Here is a 22,810-nt window from a genome sequence, read left to right on the forward strand (position 1 = left end):
TCACCCCTCGCCGGCCAGGGCGTGCAGGGCCTGGGTAAAGATCTCTCCAGGCGGCTCGACCAGCCCGGCGCCGACCTGGCCGGTGCCGGCCTCCCGCCCGGCGATGCCGGTGTCGATCACCGGCAGGATCCCGGTCCGCACCACCCGGGTCACGTCGATCCCGGCCGGCGTGCCGCGGAACGAGAGCAACGGCACCTGCAAGGCCGGATGCTCGGCCATGGTGATCTCGTACATCCGCCGGGTCGCCGCCAGCGCGTCGGGCACCTCGCCGCCCACGAACCGCACGATCGCCGGGGCCGCCGCCAGCGCGAACCCGCCCATCCCCACGGTCTCGGTGATGGCCGAGTCGCCGATGTCGGGATTGGCGTCCGCCGGGCCGTACGAGCCGAGGTAGAGCCCGTCGGGGACCCCGGCCGGTCCGGTGAACCAGCGGTCGCCCGTGCCCGACACCTGGATGCCGAAGTCGGTGCCGTTGCGGGCCATCGCCACCACCAGGCTCGACCCGGGCACGTCCCGCGCGGCGTCCGCCGCGCACTTGGCCGCGGCCATGCCGACATTGAGGAAGAAGTGGTCGTTGCCTCCGATGAAGGTCAGCGCCCCGGCGATGTCGGCGCGGGAGGAGTCGGTCGAGGCGAAGGCGGGCGCCAGCTCGCGCATCAGCAGTGAGGTCGCCGCCCGGTTGCGGTTGTGCAGCTCGTCGCCCATCTGCATGGCCTGCGCCATGAGCGTGGTCAGGTCGAGCGGGCCGTGCAGCCGCACCGCCTCCCGCAGCAGCGGCCCGAGCACACCGCCCATCCAGCGCAGCCGCTCGATCACCTCCGGGCCGTACGCCCCGTACCGCAGGACCTTGCCCAGTCCCTCGTTGAGCGAGCAGTACGCGGTGCCGCCATGTTCGGTGTCCTTGACGACGAACATCCACATCGATGGGCTCACCAGCCCGGCCATGGGCCCGACCGTGGCGTGGTGATGGCACGGTTCCAGCGTCGCCGCGCCCTGCCCCAGCGCCTTCTCGGCCTCTTCCGGGGTGCCGGCCAGATCCTCCAGGAGCATCGCGCCGATGAGCGCGCCCCGCATCGGGCCGGACGCGCGCTCCCAGTCGATGGGCGGGCCCGCGTGCAGGAACGTCCCGCGTTCCAGACCCAGCACCTCCTGCGCGGGCCGTACGTCCACCAGCTGGGGACGGGCACTGAGCATGCGCCCGACGGCGTCGGCGTTGGCGGTGGCGTGCCGGGGGTCGCCGAGGACGGTGGCGAGCGATTCCTCGGTGCCCGGGGGCGGGGGCCGCCAGTCGACCCGTTCGACCGGGACGGCCTGCTGGTGCAGCGCGTCGGCCAGCACGTCCACGCCGGCGGCGACGACGTGCGGCTCGCGGCTCAGCAGCCCGCCCAGGCGTGGCCGGGACTCGCTCATGTCGCCCTCCGCGAAGCGTTCCGTGCGGTCTGCGCGGCGTCCCGTGCGGTCCGTGTGGCACTCGGTGCGGTCTGCGCGTCCGCGCCGTCCCGCGCCTGAACGAGGCTCGCCGCATGCCGGGCGGCGGCGGCGTTCGAGAGGAAGACCGTCGCGCCCGCCCGGCACAGGGCGTTCGCCTGCTGTTCGCGGCCCTGCGGGTCGGCGCGCGTGCCGCAGAGCGACACGACGGCAACCAGATCGTCCCGGTCCCGGAGGGCCTTCTCGATGGCCGGAGCGAGCGCGGCTGCCGGGTCGGGATCCGCGCCGTACCCCAGGACGACATCGAGGAGCAGCACGCCGCACCCCGGGTCGGCGGCCTGCTCGGCCAGCGCCGCCAGCCGCAGCGTCGGATCGATCATTGGATGGGCCCGGCCGCGGGTGTAGGCGTCGTCGCCGAAGTCCACCAGCGAGTGCCCGTGCGCGGCCAGATCCCAGCCGAGTGCATCGCCGATGACAGCCTCGGCCTCGTCTCGCAGCGTTCCGCCGGCGAACAGCCCGCGCAGGCCGGAGGCGCGCCGTGCGGGCGCCGGGGCGGGCCACGACGGCCACTGCGGCACCGGGCGGCCGAGGCGTTCCAGCGTCTCCTCCGCCGCCCGCGTCAGGTCGCCGCGGTCTCCCGGGTACTCGCCGGGCCGGTCACCCTCGCCGGATCCGGGCAGGGCGAAGATCACGGGCGTGTCGAGCCGCCGGGCGGCCTCGCGGATCAGGTCGGCGACCTGCGGCGCGGGCGGCTTGGACACCATGAGGATCACCTCGGTGGCCGGGTCGGCGTCCAGCGCGGCGAGCGCCGCCAGCGCGGACCGCCCGCTCACCTGGCGGGACAGATCCCGGCCGCCGACGCCGAGCACATGGCTCACCCCGACGCCGGCCGTGTCCAGCAGGCACATCAGCTGCTGGGCGCCGGTGCCGGACGCGGCCACCATGCCCACCGGGCCGGGTTCGACCGCGTTGGCGAAGCCGAGGCCCGCGCCGCCGATCACGGCGGTCCCGCAGTCGGGGCCGAGCACGATCAGGCCCCGCCGGGCGGCGGTCTCCTTGAGCTCGATCTCCTGGTCGAGCGGCACGTTGTCGCTGAAGATCATGACGTTCAGCCCGGCGTCGAGCGCGTCCATCGCCTCGGGGAACACGTGCGGGCCGGGCACCGACAGCAGGGCGATGCTTGCCTCGCTCGCCTCCACCCGTGCCGCGGCGGCCGCCGTCGTCCGGGCCGGCGCCTGCTCGCCCCACCCGCCGGGGCCGTCCGCCGGAGCAGGACGCGCCGCCTCGTGCAGGAGATCGTCGAGGGCGTGCCGGGCCTCGTCGAACGCGGCGTCCTCCGCGCGGATCGCCACCACCAGATCGCCGGGGCCCGCCTCGGCCGGGACCTCGAAGCCCATCCGTTCGAGCACCTCGCGGTTGAGCTCGGTCGCCATGGCCGCCATCGCGCCGGCCACGCCCGCCCGGCCGCCGAGCCGCCGGCTCACCCGCATCAAGGTCACGGAGTCGTGGTACGCGCCCGGCCGGACCTCCACCCAGGATTTCAAGCCGTTGCTCTCCGATCGCGGCGAAGCCGCTCCGGGGGGCGTGGGGGGTCGTCCCCCCTCGGGAAGGGCTGCTCGCGGCGAAGCCGCTGCAGCTCTCGCGGAAAACGCTCCTCGCGGGCCGTCTCGGTGGCCAGTCGCAGGGTGGCGCGGCAGCCGGCGAGCACGCCCCAGGCGAGATCGGCACCGGAGGTGTGCCCGGCGGAGAGCAGGCGCCGGACGGCGGGTGCCGGGGGTTCCTGCCCGGCCACGGCGCGCAGCACGGCGGCGACCTCCGCGCCGGCCTGGCCGCCCGCGGCGCAGTGCAGCAGGGTCGCGGCCAGCGCGGTCGTCCGGGTGCCCGCGTCCGCGGTCACCGCGGCGCCCAGCCAGTCGGCGAGCCAGACGGCGGTGCCGCCGTGCCGGACCGCGCCGCCGACCAGGCGCAGCGAGACCAGCAGCCCGGCCAGGATGTCGTCGCCGCTGGGCGTCAGCCCGGGGCCGAGGCCCACGATGCGTTCGGCGGCCTCGACCGCGTCGGCGAGCTCGCCGCCGGCGCAGTGCCGGGCGAGCAGGAGCGGGTCCGGATGCCCGGCCAGTCCGCATCCGGCCGTGCCGCCGGCGGCGTCGAGCGCGTTCTCCAGCGCGCGTACCCCGCGGGACAGCGCCGTCACCGGGAGGGCGCCGAGCACGGCGGAGGGGTCCCACCAGCGGCGGACCCGGACCTGCAGCCCCTCCATCTCGACCCGGCCGTCACCGATGAAGGCGTCCGAGCCCTCGCGGACGGCGTGGAACGGGCGTTCGCGGCTCGCGGCGACGACCACGATCGCGTTGGGGAGGCGTACGGCGTCGGAGCTGACCACTGCCACGACGCGTGGCTCGGTGGCGCTGCCAGCCTCGGCGGGGACGCGAAGCTCCAGGTAGACGGCCGCCGGGAAGGCCGCGATCACCCGTGCCTGCATGCGCGGCGCATCGACCAGGGGCCGCAGCGCGAGGCTCGCGGCGCCGGCCGCCGGCGGCCTCCGGCCCGGCAGCGGGCCCGGCCTTGCCGGCAACGGGATCGGGTCACGGACGACGGCTGTCACGGGTCCTCCCGAGGCAGGGAACGTGGCGGCCACTGTGAACAGGGACCGGGTGATCCAGGATGGGTGCGGCCGCCCGGCCTCTGCCGAGACGGTAGACCGGGCCTGTCACCCGACGTATGGAGAAAACTGCCAAGACTGGTTGTCTTCCTTCGTCTTTGTTGTCAGGGTTGATCGGAAAGCGGTAGCGATCACGCCATATAGGGCGATGTACGCACCAAAAGGCGAGGTGACCCCTGGCATGAGTTACACCACGGCGGACCCGGGCCCACCGGCTCTGAGGCTCGCGAGTACCGGAACACTGACGTACGGTCTGTCGGTCGGCGAAGTCCTGGGGGTGTCGACCCTGAACGGGGCTCGGCTCATCGCGGGACGCGCAGGGCTCGATCGCATCGTGCAGCGGCTGAACGTGATGGAGGTCCCCGACATACTGTCGTGGGTCAAGTCCAACGAGCTGCTGCTCACCACCGGCTATCCGCTCCGCAACACCCCCCAGTCGCTCGACAACCTGGTCGCGGACCTGGACGAACGCGGCCTGGCCGCGCTCGCGATCAAACTCGGCCGCTATCTGGAGTCGCTGCCGCCCGAGATGATCGAGCAGGCCGACCGGCGCGGCTTCCCACTGATCCTCCTACCCAACGACGTGGGCTTCGACGACATCCTCAACCAGGTGCTGACCGACATCCTCAACCGCCAGGCCGCCGTGCTGGCCCGCACCGAAGAGGTCCACCGGGCGCTGGTGCACATCGTGCTGTGCGGCGGCGGCCTGCAGGAGGTCGTCAACGAGGTCGCGTCGCTGCTGGACGTCGCGGTCGTCGTGCTGGACGCCGAGCAGCGCGTGCTCGCGGGCGCCGGACCCGAAGAGCACATCCAGGCCATGCGGGCCTTCAACGCGGTGTCCACCCACGGCGTGCCCCCGCAGGGCGGCAACCCCGCTCTGTCCGGCGGGGACCATCTGATGGTGCCGGTGGTGGCCGGGGGCTTCGACCACGGCCGGATCCTCGCGTACAGCCCCGACGGCTCCCTGCGCGAGACCGACCTCGGCATTCTCGAACGCGCCGCCACGGTGGCCGCCCTGGTGGTGACCAAGCAGCAGGCCGTCGCCGCCGTCGAGAGCAAGTACCGCGCCGACTTCCTGCGCGACATCCTGGCCGGGCGCGCCGGTGACGACGACCGCGTGGTGGCGCACTGCGCGGGGTTCGGCTGGGATCTCGACCGCCCGGTCATGGTGGTCGTGGCCGAGCTGGACGGGCGTACCCGGCCGGCCGACGCCGAGGGTCGCGCCGCCCGCCCGGCGGAGACCGAGGCCCCGGCGGCCCGCGGCCGCGGCGCCGACGAACGGCTGGCCCAGGAGCGGCTCGCCGCCGCCTGGACCGCGGTCGTCCGCCGGCACGACCGGGGCGCGGCGGTGGCCAGCTTCGCCCACGAGGTCGTCGCGGTCGTGGGCGCCGACGCCGACGACGCGCTCTCCACGGGACCGGTCCACAGCATGCTCAAGGAGGCGAGCGCGCTGTTCGCCGAGCACCTGTCGGTCCGCCGCACGTTCTCCACCGGCATCAGCCGCACGGTCGGCTCGCCGGCCGCGCTGCCCGAGGCGTACGAGCAGGCGGTCAAGGCCGTACGGGTGGGCCGCCAGCTGCACGGCTCGGGCGCCCGCGCGCACTTCGACCAGCTCGGCGTCTACCGGCTGCTGAGCCTCGTCTCCGACCCTGAGGAGCTGCACGCGTTCGTCCGGGAGACCCTCGGCGAGCTCGCGGGCGACGACGAGGCGGAACTGGTCGACCTGCGCCGGACCCTGCAGGTGCTGCTGGAGACCAACCTCAACGTGGCCGAGACGGCACGCCGCCTGCACTTCCACTACAACACCCTGCGCTACCGCATCGGCAAGCTGGAACGGATGCTCGGCCCCTTCACCGAGGACGCGCACCTCCGGCTCAACCTCACGCTCGCGCTGCACGTCCTGCGCATGCGCGGGATCTGAGGGATCTTCACGATTTAACACAGTCGTGATTTGAAACACACCTGACTGGGGCATTCTCTTCACCGGAACGCTCCATGGCGGCAGGAGAACTGAGCCAGGAGAACAACACTGCCAGGCGAAACGCCGAGCGCAGCCGTCCGGCTGGAGAGGGCCGGGCGCGGGGGCTGCGCGATGGCGCCCGGGGGCCGGCACGGCGATGAGGAGGGCGGCATGGCCATCGGCTGGAAGGTGCACGGCGACGGGAAGACCCCGCCGCCCGGCGAGGTGGTGCGTCCGGACGAGCGGCTGTCCTGGCCGCGGACCGCCGGGATCGGCGCGCAGCACGTGGTGGCGATGTTCGGGGCGACCTTCGTCTTCCCGATCGTGATGGGCCTGGATCCCAACCTGGCCATCATGATGTCCGGCGTCGCCACGATCCTCTTCCTGCTGATCGTCGGCGGCCGGGTGCCCAGCTATCTCGGCACCAGCGCCTCGTTCGTCGGCGCCGTCGCGGCCATCCGGGCGGCGGGTGGCAGCAGCGCGGAGGTCACGGGCGCGATCCTGATCGCGGGACTGGTCCTCGCGGCCGTCGGACTGCTGATCCACTTCCTTGGCCCGGCGGTCATCCACGCGGTGTTCCCGCCGGTGGTCACGGGCGCCGTGGTCATGCTCATCGGCTTCAACCTCGCGCCGGTGGTCGCCGACGTCTACTGGCCGCAGGACGAGTGGGTCGCGCTGCTGACGCTCACCTTCGCGGTCCTGTGCGCCGTGCTGCTGCGCGGCTTCTGGGCCCGCATCGCCATCCTCCTCGCGCTGGTCTTCGGCTTCGCGCTCTCCTGGATCCTGGACAAGGCCGCGGGCCAGATCACCTCGGCGCTGCCCGGGCAGAACCTCCGCGACGCAGCCGGAAAGGCCTGCCCCCAGGAGGGCCCCTACTGCGTCGCCACCGCCTTCCCGCACGACCGGGTGAGCTTCGACGGCGTCAAGGCCGCGGACTGGTTCGGGTTCCCCGACCTGCACGGGCCCGACTTCAAGACCTCGGCGATCCTGCTCGCCCTGCCCGCCGTCATCGCGCTCATCGCCGAGAACACCGGGCACGTCAAGGCGGTCGCCGCGATGACCGGTGACGACCTCGACCCGGTGCTCGGCCGCGCCATCGCGGCCGACGGCGTCGGCACCGCACTCGCGTCGTCGGTCGGCGGCTCGCCCACCACCACCTACGCCGAGAACATCGGGGTCATGGCGGCCACCCGGATCTACTCGACGGCCGCCTACTACCTCGCCGCGGTGGTGGCGATCCTCTTCGGCCTGTGCCCGAAGTTCGGCGCGCTGGTCGCGGCGACCCCGGGCGGCGTGCTCGGCGGCATCACCGTCGTCCTGTACGGGATGATCGGCCTGCTCGGCGCGAAGATCTGGATCGAGAACCGGGTCGACTTCGCCGACCCGGTCAACCTGGTCCCGGTCGCCGCCGGGATCATCCTGGCCATCGGCAACGTCACGCTCACCATCACCGACGACTTCCCGCTCCAGGGCATCGCCCTGGGCACCATCGCCGTGCTCGTCGGCTACCACGTCCTCAACGCGATCTCAGGGACCCGCCGCGGCCCCGACACCGGCGCAGGTGTGATCGCCCCAGAGGAGAAGGAGATAGGCGGCCCAGTCCGCCCGCCTACAACGGAGTAGGAGCCGAGTGAAACCGTCCCCTTTTGAGTACCACGCCCCTCGTAGCCTCGACGAAGCTCTTGGCGTCCTTGCCGAGGAGGCCGGTGCGAAGGTGCTTGCGGGAGGGCAGAGCCTGATCCCGCTGCTCAACATGCGGCTGGCCGCTCCGGCGCACCTGGTGGACATCAACCGTGTCGCCGAGCTGGACACGATCGAAGTGTCCGAGCGGGGCGTGCTGGTGGGGGCGCTCGCCCGGCACACGGTGGTCGAGCGGGCGGCGGATGCGGCGCGGGTGCAGCCGCTGTTGCGCGAGGCCATCCGGCACGTCGCCCATCCCGTCATCCGCAACCGCGGCACGGTCGTCGGCAGTCTCGCGCATGCGGACCCGGCCGCGGAGCTGCCTGCCGTGCTGGCGGTGCTGGGCGGGGAGGTCGAGGCGGCGTCGGCGCGGGGCAGGCGGACGATCGCTGCCGGGGAGTTCTTCCTGGGGCCGCTGGAGTCGGCGCTCGATCCCGACGAGCTTGCCATCGCCGCGTTCTTCCCGGCGGCGCCGCCCCGGACGGGCACCGCGTTCCTGGAGACGGCACGCAGGCACGGCGACTATGCCTTGGCGGGCGTGGCGGCGCTCGTCACGCTCGACGAGGACCTGCGGGTGAGCGGCGCCCGTGCGGGTTATCTGGGTGTCGGCGCGGTCCCGCTCGTGATCGATCTGGCCGAGCCCGCGGCGGCGGCGCAGGCCGGTCGCCCGCCGGGGACGCTCGACTGGTCCGCGGCCGCCGCGTTCGCCCGGGAACGGGTCGATCCTGAGAGCGACATCCACGCCGACGCTTCCTACCGGCGTCACCTGGTCGGAGTCCTGACCGAACGGGCCATGGGGGCCGCCACCGCCGCCGCGTTCGAGGGGGTCCGATGACGCACGAGGTCGCGCTGACGGTGAACGGGGTGCATCGCACGGCGCGGGTGCCCGCCCGGCGATTGCTGTCGGACTTCCTCCGGCATGATCTGGGGCTGACGGGCACGCACGTCGGCTGCGAGCACGGCGTGTGCGGTTGCTGCACCGTGCTGATGGACGGGGAGCCGGTGCGGTCGTGTCTGATGTTCGCCGTCACCGCCGCGGGACACGACATCGTGACGGTGGAAGGGCTCGCGGCACCGGATGGAACGATGTCCCCGGTGCAGCGGGCGTTCCAGGAGTGCCATGGGCTGCAGTGCGGATTCTGCACGCCAGGCTTCCTCTGCACGGTCACCGCGTTGCTGAAGGACAACCCGCGCCCCACCGACGACGAGGTGCTGGAGGGCATATCCGGCAACCTTTGCCGCTGCACGGGCTACCAGAACATCCTCAAGTCGGTGCACCGCGCCGCCGACCTGCTCGACGAGGAGGCGTGATGGGGACCGCGAACAGCCGCGCGGCGGCTGGACTGAGGAGTGGAGGGAGCTTGCGACCGGAACGACGAGGGAAGCCGTCGCGAGAAGGCGGCTGTGAGCCGCCGAGCGGAGCGAGGCAATGAGTACGCGCATGTTCGGCGAGCCGATCCCCAGGAGGGAGGACCCGCGGCTCCTCACCGGCCAGGGCCGCTACCTCGACGACCTGGGGCGGGACGCCCTCGCGGCGGCCTTCGTACGGTCGCCGCACGCGCACGCCCGCATCATCGACATCGACGTCGCCGGCGCGCTCGATGTGGAGGGGCTCGTCGCCGTCTACACGTGGGAGGACCTTCCCGGCCGGGTCGGCGAGCCGCTGCCCCTGCTCATCCCGCATCCGTCGCTGACCCACGGCCGGACCGCCTACCCGCTCGCGCGCGACGTCGTACGGCACGTCGGGGAGCCCGTGGTGATGGTCGTCGCCCGGGACCGGTACCTGGCCGAGGACGCGGCCGGAATGATCCGGGTGGAGTACGAGCCGCTGCCGCCCGTGGTCGGCATCGAGAACGCGGCGCGCGCCGACCATCTCGTGCACGACGACGTACCGGGGAACGTCGGCGCGGTGCTCCTGCAGGAGACCGGGGACGTGGCCGCCGCCATCGAGCACGCGCCGCACGTGCTGGAGTTCCGGCTCGACATCGAGCGCAGCGCCTCGACCCCGCTGGAGGGGCGCGGCGTCTACGCGCGCTGGGACGCCGACGACGAGTCGTTGCGGGTCTACTCCTCGACCCAGGCGTCCACGAGCGTGCGGGCGGCGATCGCGGCCAGGCTCGGCCTGCCGCCGGGCAAGGTCGAGGTGATCGCGCCCGACGTCGGCGGCGGCTTCGGCGTCAAGATCGTGCATCCGTGGCCGGAGGAGGTGCTCGTCCCGTGGGCGGCGCGGCTGCTCGGCCGCGAGCTCAAATGGGCCGAGGACCGCCGCGAGCACTTCGTCTCCGCCGCGCACGAACGCGGCCAGGTGCAGCATGTGAAGGTCGGCTTCGACGGCGCGGGCCGGGTCCTCGGCCTTGACGTGCGGATCCTGCACGACCACGGCGCGTACACCCCGTACGGCGTGATCATCCCGATCGTCACCTCCACCCAGCTGCTCGGCCCGTACAAGATCGGGGCCTACCGGGCGGAGGTCACCAGCCTCTACACCAACACCGTCATCGTCACCCCCTACCGCGGCGCGGGGCGCCCGCAGGGCGTGTTCTGCATGGAACGCACGATGGACAGGATCGCCGACCACCTCGGCCTCGACCGCGCCGAGGTCCGCGAGGCCAACTTCATCGGGCCGGACGAGTTCCCCTACGACCAGGGCCTGACCTTCCAGGACGGGCGGCCGCTGATCTACGACTCGGGCGACTACCCCGAGCTGCTCCGCAAGATCAAGGAGCTCATCGGCTGGGACGGGTTCGCCGGCGTGCGGTCCGCCGCCGCGGCCAAGGGCCGCCGGATCGGCATCGGGCTCGGCTGCTACGTCGAGGGCACCGGCGTCGGGCCGTACGAGGGCGGGCACGTCGAGATCGACTCGACCGGCCGGGTGAACGTGTCGACCGGCCTGACCTCCCAGGGCCAGGGCCACCAGACCGTGTTCGCCCAGATCGCCGCCACCGAGCTGGGAGTGCCGATCGAGGACGTGCACGTGACGACCGGCGACACCCGGCGCTTCGGCTACGCCGTCGGCACCTTCGCCTCCCGCGCCGCGGTGATGAGCGGCAACGCGATCGCGCTCGCGAGCCGGAAGGTACGCGAGAAGGCGCTGCGCATCGCCGCCGAGGCACTCGAAGCCGACCCGCGCGACCTCGACATCACCGACGGCGTGGTCCATGTGAAGGGCGACCCCGGTTCGGCCATCCCCCTGCGTACCGTCGCGGTGCTGTCCAATCCGCTGCGCTACGCCTTCGACGAGGAGGCGGCCCGGGCCACCCAGTTCGCCGTGGGCGGCTCACCGGAGGACCCGCCGGTGGCGTCCGGTGACGAACCCGGCCTGGAAGGCAAGGACTACTACTCGCCCGTCCGCTCCACCTTCGCCGCGGGCATGCACGCCGCCGTCGTCGAGATCGATCCCGACACCGCCGAGATCCACATCCTCCGCTACGCCGTCGTCCACGACTGCGGCCGCCTCATCAACCCGATGGTCGTGGAGGGGCAGATCCACGGGGGAGTCGCGCAGGGCATCGGCGGGGCCCTCTACGAGCGCATGGAGTACGACGAGTCCGGCCAGCTGCTGAACGCCTCGTTCATGGACTTCCTGATGCCGTACGCCACCGAGATCCCGCGCGTCGAGACCGACCACCTGGAGACGCTCTCGCCGCTCAACCCCCTCGGCATCAAGGGCGCGGGCGAGGCCGGCGTGATCCCCGTCTCCGCCGTGATCGCCTCGGCCATCGAGGACGCCACCGCCATCCCGATCGCGAAGATGCCCCTGTCCCCGGCGGAGCTCTTCCACCTCATGAGCGCCCGCGAGCGAATGAGCCAGAGAATTTTGAGCTGACGGGGTTGCTCGGGGAGCGGGGGACCTCAACCCCGTCAGCGTTGGAACACTAACCCCGGCGGCAGGACGCGGGCCGGGCATCCGGGAAACATCCCGGTATGTCGGGCCGTCAGTGGGTGGGCTTGTCGGGGGCGTTGCCGCCGAGGGATTTCGGCAGGTAGTTCTCGACTGCGGCGGGCCGGAAGCCCTGCGCCCTGATCCAGCCGAGGATCATCTTGAACTGGTCCGCGAGCCCCTTGCGGTAGTGCATGAGGATGATGTCGCCGGGCTTGAAGCCCGTGCCGCCGTCGCCGCGCTGGAAGTCGTCCCGCTTGCCGTTGGGGCTGGTGGTGCCGTTGTAGAACTCCGCGGTCCACAACAGGATCGACTTGATGCCGCACTGCTTGGCGGCCTGGACGGTGGCCGGGTTGAAGCTGCCGTACGGCGGGCGGAAGATCTGCGGGCGGCGACCGTACTGCTTCGTGATGGTGTCGGAGGCGTCGCAGATCTCTTTCCGCTGCCCTTCTGGCGTGAGCTTCACCATGGGGGTGTGCGTGACCGTGTGGTTTTCCATCTGCGAGCCGGCGTTGCGCAGGGCCCAGAAGTACTGGCCTTGCCCCTTGACGTAGCGGGAGGTCAGGAAGGTGAGGATGGGCACCTTCTCCTTGCGGACCAGGTTCACGAACTCGGCGTCGTACTCGTAGCCGTCGTCGATCGTGAGGAAGACGACCTTGTCCTGGGTCTCGATCTTGCGGAGGACCGGCGGGAGGCCGTCCGGGGCGGGCTTCGGCATCGTCCACGAGCCCGGTTTGGGCGTCGCCCACTGCTGGTCCGACAGGACGGCGGCCAGCTGGGACCGCATCGACGGGCCGGTGTCGCCGCCCGCCGGCGCGCGTACCACCGGCCAGGCTCCGGCCGCCACGCCGAGCCCCCCCGCCACCAGCGTGGCGATCACGGGCATCTTCCCTAGCATCAGCCGTTCTTCTCCCGTCCCCCGTTGGCGAAACTCCGTCGAGCGCGAAACTCCGTCAGGCGCAACATCGTTGACGCTCGAAGGCGCGATCAGGTTCGCGCGATCCATCAGATCATGTCCAGCCCGAACGGGTCGTATCTGACTAACACCTGGCGTGCGCTAGGCACAAGTTGCCCTTCGCGAGAGGGGGCCCGTTCCGTAAGGTCGTGACATGAAAGTCACTGGCAGTGCCACTGTCGCCGCTCCGCTCCCGCGCGTCTGGGACGCGCTGCAGGACCCGTCGGTGCTGGCGCTGACGATCCCGGGATGCGAGTCGCTGGAGGCGCTCGGCGACGACCGCTACCGGATGACGGTCCAGGCCGGAGTGGCGTCGATCAAGGGCACGTACACGGGCGAGGTGGCGCTCACCGACCCGGATCCGCCGCGCTCGTTCGTGTTGCGGGCCAAGGGCCAGGGCGCGCCCGGCACCGTCGACGCCACCGTGCGGGTGCGGCTGGGGGAGGGTGACGGCGAGGGCTCCACGCTGATCGAATACGACGCGGACGCGGTGGTCGGCGGCATGGTCGGCGGGGTCGGCCAGCGGATGCTCGCGGGCGTGGCCAAGAGGACGGCGGGGGAGTTCTTCACGGCCGTCGAGAGGGCGCTGAACGCCCCGGTCGCGGGCGCCGTGTCCGGCGCGGTCTCCGGGGCGGTCCCCGAGGGCCAGGGGGCGCGGGCCCTCAAGGCCGGACCGGGCGAGTTCTACCCGGGCGCGGCGTTCTTCGAGGCGGAACGTCCGGTGGCCCCCATGGTCATCGCCTTCGGCGTGGGCGGTGCCGTGGCGCTGGCGGGAGTGGCGATCGGCCACGCACTGGCGCGCCGTTCCCGCCGCTGAGGCTCAGGCGTCGCGCTTCTGGATGGCGAAGAGTGCCGCGGCCAGCACGACCACCGTGTAGAGCACCAGGACCGCGAAACCCGTCCAGGGCGACAGCACGCCCTCGGCGGGCTTGACCGACATGACGGCTCCGCCCGCGCCGGACGGCAGGAACCTGCTCACCGTCGAGGCCCAGTCGCCGGGCAGGAACTGGGCGATGATCGGCAGGACGAACAGCACGCCCAGGATCACCGAGACCGAGCCCGCGGTGTGCCGCAGCAGGGCGCCGATCCCCAGCGCCAGGAGCGCGATGAGAGCGAGGTACAGCCCGCCGCCCACCACCGCGCGGAGCACGCCGTCGTCGCCGAGCGAGGCGTCGATCTTCTGGGACTTGAAGATCAGCTGACACGGCAGGAACGAGGCGAACGAGACGAGCACGCCCACGATCAGCGTGACCGCACCCAGTGCCAGTGCCTTGGCGGCCAGGAACTCCACGCGCCTCGGCATCGCGATCAGCGACGTGCGGATCATCCCGGTGGCGTACTCACCGGTGATCACCAGCACGCCCAGCACGCCGAAGGCGACCATGCCGAAGTTCACACCGGCCAGGCTGTAGGCCGCAGGGTCGAACTCGGCCCTGTCCGCCGCGCTCATCTCCCCGTATTGGGACGTGAACGCCCAGGCCAGCAGGAGGCTCAGCCCGATCGTGACGATGATCCCGGCCAGCAGCGTCCAGAACGTCGACCGGACCGTGAGGACCTTGGTCCACTCGGCGGAGACGACGTTGCCGAACGTCGCGCGCCGCGGGCGTGCGGGCGCCGGAGCCGTGGTGGTCTCCGTCGTCATGACCAGTCGCCTCCACGCTGTCCGTCCCTGCTCTCCGACGGCATGCCCTCCGGCGGTCTGCTGCCCGGCGGTGGCGGTCCCACGGCCGCCGGAGCCTCCGGCCGTTCCCCGGCTGCGGTCCCGGTCCCGTTGCCCGGGATGCCCGCGTGGTACTCGACGGCGTCGCCGGTCAGCCGCATGAACGCCTCCTCCAGGGACGGCTGGACGGGGCTGAGCTCGTGCAGGCGCAGCCCGTGGTCGGCGGCGGTGTCACCGATCTCGGCGGTGCGAGCCCCGAACACCCGCAGCGACTGGTCGCCTTCCAGCTCGACCCGCCAGCCGTGCCGGGACAGCAGCGAGCCGAGCTCACCCAGCTGCGGAGACCTGACCTTGACGTGGCTGGTGGCGTTGGCGGCGATGAACTCCCGCGTGCTGGTCTCGGCGAGGATCCGGCCGCGGCCGATCACCACCAGATGGTCGGCGGTCAGCGCCATCTCCGACATCAGATGGCTGGAGACGAAGATCGTGCGCCCCTCCGCGGCCAGCTTCTTCATCAGGTTGCGGATCCACAGGATGCCCTCGGGGTCGAGGCCGTTCACCGGCTCGTCGAACATGAGGACACCCGGATCGCCGAGCAGCGCCCCGGCGATGCCGAGCCGCTGCCCCATGCCGAGGGAGAAGCCCCGCGACGGCTTCTTCGCCACCTTCTCCAGGCCGACCAGGCCGAGGACCTCGTCCACGCGGCGGCGGGGGATGCCGTTGCTCTTGGCCAGGCAAAGGAGATGGTTGTAGGCGCTGCGGCCTCCGTGAACGGCCTTCGCCTCCAGCAGCGCGCCGACCTCGCACAGTGGAGCGCCCAGCTGCCGGTAGTGCTTGCCGTTGACGGTGACGTCGCCTTCGTTGGCGTGGTCGAGACCGAGGATCAGCCGCATGGTGGTCGACTTGCCGGCGCCGTTGGGACCCAGGAAGCCGGTCACGCGGCCCGGACGCACGGTGAAGTCCGCGTGGTCGACCGCGACCTTCGGCCCGTAGTGCTTCGTCAGCCCCCGCGCGTGGATCATTCTCGGCTGATACCGACGGCGACCGGTCCGGAAACGGCGGCGGCGGGCAAGCGGAAGAGAATTTGACCTCCGCTTGCCCGCCGTGTCCGTGGCTGGTCGGCGTGCTAGTTCACGCCGACCAGGTCCACCACGAAGATCAACGTTTCGCCCGGCTTGATCCGCGGGCTCGGGCTGCGGTCGCCGTAGGCCAGATGCGGCGGGATGACCAGCTTGCGCCGGCCGCCGACCTTCATGCCCTTGACCCCCATGTCCCAGCCCTTGATCACGCGGCCGCCGCCGAGCGGGAACTCGAAGGTGCTGCCGCGGTTCCAGGAGGCGTCGAACTCCTCGCCGGTCGAGAACGAGACCCCGACGTAGTGCACGGATACGGTGGACCCGGTGGTCGCCTCCGCGCCGTCGCCGACGGTGATGTCGGTGATGTCGAGGTAGTCGGGCGGGGTGCCCTCGGGGAAGTCGATCTCGGGCCGTTCAAGCGCCATTGCCAGGCTCCATCGTGGGTCGGCGGTCTTTTCGGATGCCGTTCAGCGTAGCCGCAGCCCGACTCGCCAAAGAACCGCCGCTCCGTTGGGCAGGAAGCGACGGTGTCGCGGGCGGCACGGCACCGGTAGAGAGGGAGACATGACGCGGCGGCTGCGGATAGGCATCGACACCGGCGGGACGTTCACCGACGTCGTGGCGCTGGACGAGGACACCGGCGAGATGATCACGACCAAGACCCCCTCGACCCCGGCCGATCCGGCCCAGGGCTTCGAGGCGGGCGTCCAGAAGGTGCTGGACCTGCTCGGCGCGTCCCGTCCGGACATCACGGCGCTGGCGCACGGCACGACCGTGGCGACCAACCAGCTCCTTGAGGACCGGCTCGACGATCTCGGCTTCGTCACCACCGAGGGCTTCGAGTTCGTGCTGGAGATCGCCCGGCAGAGCGTCCCCGACGGCTACGGCAACAGCTACTTCTGGGTGAAGCCGCCCCGCATCGTGCCCGTCCACCGCGTCCGGACGGTCGGCGGCAGGCTCGACCACACGGGGGCGGAGCTGCGGCCGTTCGACGAGGAGTCGGCCGTCGCGGTGGCGCGCTGGTTCCGTGACCGCGGGATCCGGGCGATCGGCGTCTGCTTCCTCCACTCCTACGCCGACCCGGTGCACGAGCTGCGCATGCGCGAGGTGTTGCGCCGCGAGCACCCGGAGGCGGTCGTGTCGCTGTCGTGCGAGGTCCTGCGCGAGTACCGCGAGTACGAACGGTCCGTGACGACGCTCGTGGACGCGGCCGTCAAGCCCACCATGACCCGCTACATCCAGCGGCTCACCTCTCGCATGCCCGGCGGGCGCCTGCACGTGATGAAGAGCAACGGCGGCGTGCTGTCGGGGGAGGAGGTGATCCACCAGCCGATCACGACCGTCCTGTCCGGCCCCGCCGCCGGCGCCCTCGGCGCCGCGTTCATCACCCAGGCCGCGGGACGGGGCTCGGTCATCACCCTGGACGGCGGCGGCACCTCCACGGACGTCGCGGTCGTGCTGGACGGCGAGCCCACGCTGACCACGGAGGGGACGATCGGCCGCCATCCCGTCAAGATCCCGATGATCGACATCGTCACGGTGGGCGCGGGCGGCGGCTCGGTCGCCTGGCTCTCCCCGGAGGGCACGATGAAGGTCGGCCCGCGCAGCGCCGGCGCCGACCCCGGGCCGCTCTGCTACGGCCGCGGCGGTACGGAGGTCACGGTGACCGACGCGCACGCGGCCCTCGGCCGCATCCCGCCGCATCTCCTCGGCGGCGAGATCCCGCTGGACGTGGAGGCCGCCCGAGCCGGCGCCGAGGCGCTGGCCGCCAAGCTCGGGCTGACGCTCGAACGCGCCGCCACCGGCATCCTGGAGATCTCCGCCTGGAACCAGGCCAACGCCATCCGGCAGATCACCGTCAAGCGCGGCCTGGACGTCCGCGACTACCCGCTCGTGGCGTTCGGCGGGTCGGGGCCGCTGCTGGCCTGCCGCCTGCTCGACATCCTCGGCCTGCCCGCGGCCGTCATCCCGGAGAACCCCGGCAACCTCTCCGCGTTCGGCCTGCTCACGGTGGACGTGAAGAACGACTACGTCCGTACGCGCGTGGAACGTGACACCGCACTCGACCTCGCCGCCGTCTCCGGCGTCTACGCGGACCTCGAACACCAAGCCGCGACCGCTCTGGAACGCGAAGGCTTCCCACGCGACCGGCATCGTTTCCTGCGTTCGGCTGACCTGCGCTACTACGGCCAGGCGTTCGAGGTGCGGGTGGCCGCTCCCGACGGGCCGCTCGACGACGCGTTCCGGGACGAGGTCGTGCGGCGCTTCCACGATGCCCACGAGGGGCTCTACGGCTACTGCTACCGCGACGACCCGGGACGCCATCCCGTGGAGTGGGTCAACCTCCGTGTCTCCGGGATCGGCCCGATCACACGTCCCGTCCTGCGTGAACGACCGCCAGGAGGGGAGGCCGAACGGACGGGCGTGCGGCCGGTCTTCTACGACGACTGGACGGACGCGCCCATTTACCAGCGCGCACAGCTCGCACCCGGGACGGTCATCGAGGGGCCCGCCGTCATCGAGGAGTTCGGCTCGACATTGCCGCTGCACCCGGGCTTCCAGGCCCGTGTGGACGGCCACGGCAACCTGGTGGTGACCAAATGACCAGTGGTGACACGACGGGCGGAGTCGACCCGATCCTGCTGGAGATCGTCGAGGGCACGCTCGCCTCGGTGGAACGCGAGGTCGAGACCGCGATCGCCCGGACGGCCCGTTCACCCATGATCCGCGACGCGCACGACTTCCGCGCGGGCATCCACGACCGCCGCCTGCGCAAGCTGACGGGCCGCTCGTACTCCGCCCTCGTGCAGCCGATCGCGCGGGACTTCCCGCTGGACACGATGCGGCCGGGCGACGTCTTCTTCCACAACGACGTCTACCTCTCCGAGGGCGGCATCGGTCACCTGCCCGACCTCTGCGTGACGGTCCCGGTCTTCCACGGCGGCGAGGTGGTGGCGTTCGTCCAGGCGTTCGGCCACCACGACGACATCGGCGGCGCGGTGCCCGGGTCGATGCCCAGCCATGCCCGGAGCGCCTTCGAGGAGGGCCTGATGGTCCCCCCGATCAAGCTCTGGGACCGGGGCGTGCCCAACGAGGCGGCCCTGCGCATCATGACCCGCAACTCCCGCATGCCCGACTCGCTCGCCGGGGACCTGGACGCCGAGTGCTCGGCCTGCCTCATGGGGGCGCGTCGGCTCGGCGAGCTCTTCGACCGCTATGGCCGCGCCGCCGTCGAGACCTGCTTCGACGCCATCATCGGCAAGACCACCGAGACGTTCCGCCGCGAGCTCCTCGCCAAGATCCCCGACGGCACGTACGTCTGGGAGGACTACGCCGAGCACGACGGCGTCGATCCGCCGCGCCTGCACACCCAGCGCATCACGCTCACCGTCGACAACACCGCGCCCGTTCCGCTGGTCATCGACTTCACCGGCACGTCCCCGCAGGCCAAGGGGCCGATCAACCACGCGGGCGACTACGCCGACGGGGTCTTCCTCAAGAAATGGCTCGCGCCGATCCTCCGCAACCTCGCGGACTCTCCCGAACGCGCCGCCGAACTGGACGTCAACGAGGGCGTCGTACCGCTCATCGAGATGCGGTTCCCCGAGAAGGGCACGCTGCTCACGCCGGTGTTCCCGGCCCCGACCAACGCCCGGACGTTCGTGATCCTTCGCCTACTCGGCGTGCTGGCGGGCGTCCTCGCGAAGGCCACCGGCGGCCGCATGCCCGCCGACCAGGAGACGATCCGCTACACCGGCGTCTACGGCGACGACGACCGCGGCCCGTACCTCATGCGCGAGGTGCTCGGCGGCGGCTCCGGCGGCCGCTACTACGCCGACGGGGAGGACACGATCCACGTCGTGCCCGACTCCCGCAACATCCCGGCCGAGTTCGCCGAGGCCCGCTGGCCGTTCCTGGTCGAACGCCTCGGCCTCGCCGCCGACTCCGGCGGGCCCGGCCTCCACCGCGGAGGGCTCGGGTACGACAAGCACATCCGCATGCTCCGCGACGCCCATTACATGTCGATCGCGGACCGCTCCATCCTGTCGTGCTGGGGCGTCAACGGAGGTCGCGCCGGCAGCCCGTTCCGCGTGGACATCGACGGCGTCGAGATGGACGGCCTGGTCGACGGCCACCCGGTACACAAGGGCCAGGTCATCCGCATCCGTACGACCGGGGGCGGCGGTTGGGGCGACCCGTTCGACCGTGACCCGTCCGCCGTCGCCGCCGACGTCCGCGACGGCAAGGTCACCCTCACCGGCGCCCGCGACGACTACGGCGTCATCCTCATAGTCGCCGATGCCGACGCCGAGGTGGACGCCGCCGCGACCGCCGAGCTCCGGAACCGCCTCCGCGCCGACCGCGGACCGGCACCCTTCTTCGACCGGGGCCCCGGCTACCCCCGCCTCTCCGGCGGCCGTTCCGGCGCCGACGTGGACCAAACATATTGATCATCGATGCGCGCCGGGCCTAGCTTTGCCGCCATGGCGAAACTCCCGGAGCTCTACCTGGCGGTGGACGTCGAGGCGGACGGACCCATTCCCGGCCCGTACAGCATGATCTCGCTGGGCATCGCGGTCGTCGGGCGGCCCGACCTGACGTTCTACACCGAGCTCCGGCCCATCTCCGACGACTTCGTGCCGGCGGCCCTGGCGGTCTCGGGCCTGGACCGCGACCGCCTGCTGCGCGAGGCGCCGCCCGCGGCGGAGGCGATGGCCGCCGCCGCGAGCTGGATCAACGGCCTGCGCCGGATCGGCCGCCCGGTCTTCCTCGCCGGTCCCGCCGTCTTCGACGGGATGTTCGTGCACTGGTACTTCCAGCGCTTCCTGGGCAAGAGCCCGTTCAGCAACTCCGGCGCGGGCATCGACCTGCGGAGTTACTGGATGGGCATGACCGGCTGCGAGTGGGTCAGCTCGCGCAAGAGCATCATCAAACAGCAGTTGAAGCTCAACGACCTCCCGCACACCCACCACGCGGGCGAGGACGCCTCTGAACTGGCCCAGGTCTTCGAGGCCGTCCTCGACTCCCGCCGCCGGCAGGAGTGAACGTCAGGCGTGAACGGCGAAACGGGGGCGGACGCGGCTGAGTACTCGGACGGGCCGGAGCCAATGATGATCACGTGGTTCTCACATGAGGGCCTCCCTGCTTCGCGGGTGTCTTCTCGCCCGCCTCGATTCGGAACGGGTAGCGGTTGCCCGCTGGTGGAGTCGGGCAGATCGGGAAGAAGTCGCCGAAGGCGCACGGGAGGTTGACGGCGCGGTTGAAGTCGAGTGTGACGGTGCCGTCGTTGGCCGGGGCGGGGATGTCGAGTGCCCGGCCGGCGGGGTAGGTGGTGTCGCCGCTGGTCGCGTCGGTGAAGACGGTGGTGTGCCGTCCTGCGGAGGCGATGACCTGCAGTTCGTACGGGGTGTCGTCGTGTTCGAAGCGCACCACGCCGGGTGAGGTGTAGTCGTGCTCTCGCCAGCCCACGGTGCCCAGGGCGAGTGACTGGTCGTTGTCGAATGCCTCGAATCGGCCGTTGATGATCCAGTCGGGGTTCGGCTCGAACGTCGGTACGCCGTGGAACGCGTTGCGTGCCGGAGCGCTCGGGTCGTAGGTGACGATGTGGTAGGCCTGGCGGTATGTGATCCCGATCTGGAGATCGCCTGCGGTGACGCGTTGGTCGTCGGGTCCGTCCGCGAGGCTGAGCGCACGGGTCTGGGTGAACTCGGTTCCGTCGAACGCCATGGTGGCGCCGTTGGGGTCGATCATCACTTGGTCGCCGTCCTGCCACCACAGGCCAGGTGTCCCGTCGAATCGGCGCGGGGTGTGGTCGAGCCAGTTCACGGCCACGGCGGACAGCCAGTTGTGGGGCTGTGCGAGCCACTGCTCCCAGCCGGCCCGCCAGGCGTGCCAGTCGGCGCGGTATGCGTCCCAGTCGGCGCGACCGGTCTCGGTTATGGGGGTTGTCATCGAGTACTCCTTGTTTCAGACCTGCGAGTTCGGACGAACGTGTGCGCTCAGTGGGCGGTGATCCGTCGTGCCCAGACCGCGAACAGCAGCAGGGCGAGCAGGGGGAAGGCGATGGCGACGGTGAGCGCGGTGGAGATACCGGTTGCCGTGCCGGATGTGCCGGCGGTGTTGGCGAAGACGGTCGACAGGACCGCGAGCCCGACGGCTCCGCCGAGTTGTTGCATGGCCTGGTTCAGGCTGGAGGCGGCCCCGAGGTGTTCGCGTGGGGCGTTGTGCATGATCACCGCGGTGAGCGGGGCGACCGTGAGGCCGGCGCCCAGACCGAGCAGCAGGAACGGGCCGAACAGCCCGTCGAGGTAACCGCTGTCCGGTGTGAGGCGGGACATCCACACCAGGCCCGTGAGGAGGCCGATCATGCCGAGCGATCCGACCACGCGTTCCCCGTAGCGGGTCACCAGCCGGCTGACGGTGACGTTGGTGGCCAGCATGCCGGCCGTGAAGGGCAGCACGGACAGGCCGGTCCGCAGTGGACTGAACCCCAGGACGCCCTGGGTGTAGAGGGCGGCGAAGTAGAGGAACCCGAACTGGCCGGCCGGGATCAGCATCATCGCCAGCAGCGGGCCGGCGCTGGACATGCGCGTGAAGAACCTCGGCGGGACCACCGGTGCCCCGTGGCGCCGCTCGGTCAGCACCAACGCCACCAGGCTGGCTCCGGCCAGGACGAACGACACGATCACCGACGGGCTCGCCCAGCCCTGGTCGGCGGCCACGGTCAGGCCGTACACCAACGCCAGCATCCCGATCGTGGAGGTCGCCGCTCCGCCGACGTCGAGACGCCCCGGGTGGCGGTCCGCCTCGGGTACCAAAGCTCGGACACCGAAGAACACCACCATCCCGATCGGTACGTTGACGAACATCACCCACTCCCACCCGAGGCCGGAAGTCAGCGCACCGCCCAGGAACAGCCCGAGACCGGCACCAAGCCCGATCGACAGGACGAACAGCGACATCGCCCTCGCGCGCTGCACGCCCGGCTCGGTGATAGCCATCAGCAACACCAGCGTGCTGGGGGCCGCGAGCGCCGCGCCGACGCCCTGCAGGACACGCGCGGCGATCAGCATTCCCGGTGTGACGGCCAGGCCGCCGAAGGCGGAAGCCGCGACGAAGACGGAGATCCCGATCAGCAACGCCCGCCGGGGGCCGATGATCGACCCCACCCGGCCGCTCAGCAGGACCAGCCCGCCGAAGACCAACGCGTAGGACGTCACGACCCACGACAGACCCGCCGCGGAAAAGCCGAGCTCATCCTGGATCACGGGCAGGGCGACGTTCACCACGCTGTTGTCGATCACCAGCGTCACCTGCATCAAGGTGAGTACCAGCACCGACGCATACAGCGGTCGTGGCCGTCGGACGGCAGATCGGTCGGTCTCGGGGGCGGTCAGCCGCGTCATGTCGATCGTCACTCCTCGTGGCACCGGACGTGTGCCGGGCTCCTGGAGTCTCAACCGACCGTCGCCAGACCCACTCCAATCCTTGCCAAAACCGCAAAAGCGA

The 22,810-nt window shown here is 71.5% G+C and carries 18 protein-coding genes; 9 read left to right on the forward strand and 9 right to left on the reverse strand.

Translation table 11 applies throughout. The features are described from left to right. From F8566_RS36440 to F8566_RS36450, 3 genes are read right to left on the reverse strand one after another with little or no spacing between them, the layout of a single operon-like run. A complete protein-coding gene (locus F8566_RS36440; protein ID WP_151566422.1) occupies window positions 1-1,410 on the reverse strand; it encodes a YlbE family protein in 1,410 nt (469 codons plus the stop codon). After that, window positions 1,407-2,972, reverse strand: coding sequence for an FdrA family protein (locus F8566_RS36445; RefSeq protein WP_225993825.1), 1,566 nt, complete (start codon window positions 2,970-2,972; stop codon window positions 1,407-1,409). Before F8566_RS36445 ends, F8566_RS36440 begins: the two co-directional genes overlap by 4 nt. Beyond that, entirely contained in the window at window positions 2,969-4,033 is a 1,065-nt protein-coding gene (locus F8566_RS36450; protein WP_225993826.1) for a DUF2877 domain-containing protein, read from the reverse strand. Before F8566_RS36450 ends, F8566_RS36445 begins: the two co-directional genes overlap by 4 nt. A gap of 238 nt (window positions 4,034-4,271) precedes the next feature. Here F8566_RS36450 and F8566_RS36455 point away from each other — a divergent pair, with 238 nt between their 5' ends. From F8566_RS36455 to cutA, 5 genes are all read left to right on the forward strand, one after another. Next, window positions 4,272-6,011, forward strand: a complete 1,740-nt coding sequence (locus tag F8566_RS36455) for a PucR family transcriptional regulator (protein ID WP_151566423.1) — start codon at window positions 4,272-4,274, stop codon at window positions 6,009-6,011. 210 nt (window positions 6,012-6,221) lie between these two features. Continuing rightward, a complete protein-coding gene (locus F8566_RS36460) occupies window positions 6,222-7,673 on the forward strand; it encodes a uracil-xanthine permease family protein (protein ID WP_151566424.1) in 1,452 nt (483 codons plus the stop codon). A 7-nt stretch (window positions 7,674-7,680) separates the two neighbouring features. Beyond that, the gene (locus F8566_RS36465) at window positions 7,681-8,565 is read left to right on the forward strand and encodes an FAD binding domain-containing protein (RefSeq protein WP_151566425.1); all 885 of its coding nucleotides are present in this window, start codon (window positions 7,681-7,683) and stop codon (window positions 8,563-8,565) included. After that, a complete protein-coding gene (locus tag F8566_RS36470) occupies window positions 8,562-9,041 on the forward strand; it encodes a (2Fe-2S)-binding protein (protein WP_151566426.1) in 480 nt (159 codons plus the stop codon). Before F8566_RS36465 ends, F8566_RS36470 begins: the two co-directional genes overlap by 4 nt. A 118-nt stretch (window positions 9,042-9,159) precedes the next feature. Beyond that, window positions 9,160-11,556: an aerobic carbon-monoxide dehydrogenase large subunit gene (cutA, locus tag F8566_RS36475; protein ID WP_151566427.1), complete on the forward strand. Its 2,397-nt coding sequence runs from the start codon at window positions 9,160-9,162 to the stop codon at window positions 11,554-11,556. Window positions 11,557-11,665: 109 nt separating this feature from the next. Here the strand turns inward: cutA and F8566_RS36480 are convergent, their stop codons facing one another. Then, on the reverse strand, window positions 11,666-12,496 hold the full coding sequence (locus F8566_RS36480) for a polysaccharide deacetylase family protein (protein WP_225993827.1): 831 nt from the start codon (window positions 12,494-12,496) through the stop codon (window positions 11,666-11,668). A gap of 223 nt (window positions 12,497-12,719) precedes the next feature. Between F8566_RS36480 and F8566_RS36485 the strand changes: the two genes are divergently transcribed. After that, entirely contained in the window at window positions 12,720-13,382 is a 663-nt protein-coding gene (locus F8566_RS36485) for an SRPBCC family protein (RefSeq protein ID WP_151566429.1), read from the forward strand. 3 nt (window positions 13,383-13,385) lie between these two features. On the opposite strand, the gene F8566_RS36490 is transcribed toward F8566_RS36485, so the two are convergent. The 3 genes from F8566_RS36490 to F8566_RS36500 form a co-directional block, all read right to left on the reverse strand. Beyond that, window positions 13,386-14,207 (reverse strand): ABC transporter permease subunit, encoded by an 822-nt coding sequence (locus tag F8566_RS36490; protein ID WP_151566430.1) that lies wholly within the window; start codon window positions 14,205-14,207, stop codon window positions 13,386-13,388. Next, window positions 14,204-15,247, reverse strand: coding sequence for an ABC transporter ATP-binding protein (locus tag F8566_RS36495; protein ID WP_151566431.1), 1,044 nt, complete (start codon window positions 15,245-15,247; stop codon window positions 14,204-14,206). Before F8566_RS36495 ends, F8566_RS36490 begins: the two co-directional genes overlap by 4 nt. 104 nt (window positions 15,248-15,351) lie before the next feature. Beyond that, a complete protein-coding gene (locus tag F8566_RS36500) occupies window positions 15,352-15,726 on the reverse strand; it encodes an FKBP-type peptidyl-prolyl cis-trans isomerase (protein WP_151566432.1) in 375 nt (124 codons plus the stop codon). A gap of 139 nt (window positions 15,727-15,865) precedes the next feature. Here F8566_RS36500 and F8566_RS36505 point away from each other — a divergent pair, with 139 nt between their 5' ends. The 3 genes from F8566_RS36505 to F8566_RS36515 are packed head-to-tail and all read left to right on the forward strand — an operon-like array spanning window position 15,866 to window position 20,346. After that, a complete protein-coding gene (locus F8566_RS36505) occupies window positions 15,866-17,905 on the forward strand; it encodes a hydantoinase/oxoprolinase family protein (protein WP_151566433.1) in 2,040 nt (679 codons plus the stop codon). Further along, window positions 17,902-19,752, forward strand: a complete 1,851-nt coding sequence (locus tag F8566_RS36510) for a hydantoinase B/oxoprolinase family protein (protein WP_151566434.1) — start codon at window positions 17,902-17,904, stop codon at window positions 19,750-19,752. The genes F8566_RS36505 and F8566_RS36510 overlap by 4 nt, the downstream gene beginning before the upstream one ends. A gap of 33 nt (window positions 19,753-19,785) precedes the next feature. Next, window positions 19,786-20,346 carry an exonuclease gene (locus F8566_RS36515; RefSeq protein ID WP_151566435.1) on the forward strand — a complete coding sequence of 187 codons (561 nt, stop codon included), beginning with the start codon at window positions 19,786-19,788 and terminating at the stop codon, window positions 20,344-20,346. Between the two features lie 70 nt (window positions 20,347-20,416). Here the strand turns inward: F8566_RS36515 and F8566_RS36520 are convergent, their stop codons facing one another. Both F8566_RS36520 and F8566_RS36525 read right to left on the reverse strand, forming a co-directional pair. Next, window positions 20,417-21,253 (reverse strand): DUF1684 domain-containing protein, encoded by an 837-nt coding sequence (locus F8566_RS36520; RefSeq protein ID WP_151566436.1) that lies wholly within the window; start codon window positions 21,251-21,253, stop codon window positions 20,417-20,419. A gap of 47 nt (window positions 21,254-21,300) precedes the next feature. After that, entirely contained in the window at window positions 21,301-22,707 is a 1,407-nt protein-coding gene (locus F8566_RS36525; RefSeq protein WP_151566437.1) for an MFS transporter, read from the reverse strand. Window positions 22,708-22,810 lie beyond the last annotated feature (103 nt).

The organism is Actinomadura rudentiformis (assembly GCF_008923185.1).
In the GTDB taxonomy this organism is placed as follows: domain Bacteria; phylum Actinomycetota; class Actinomycetes; order Streptosporangiales; family Streptosporangiaceae; genus Spirillospora; species Spirillospora rudentiformis.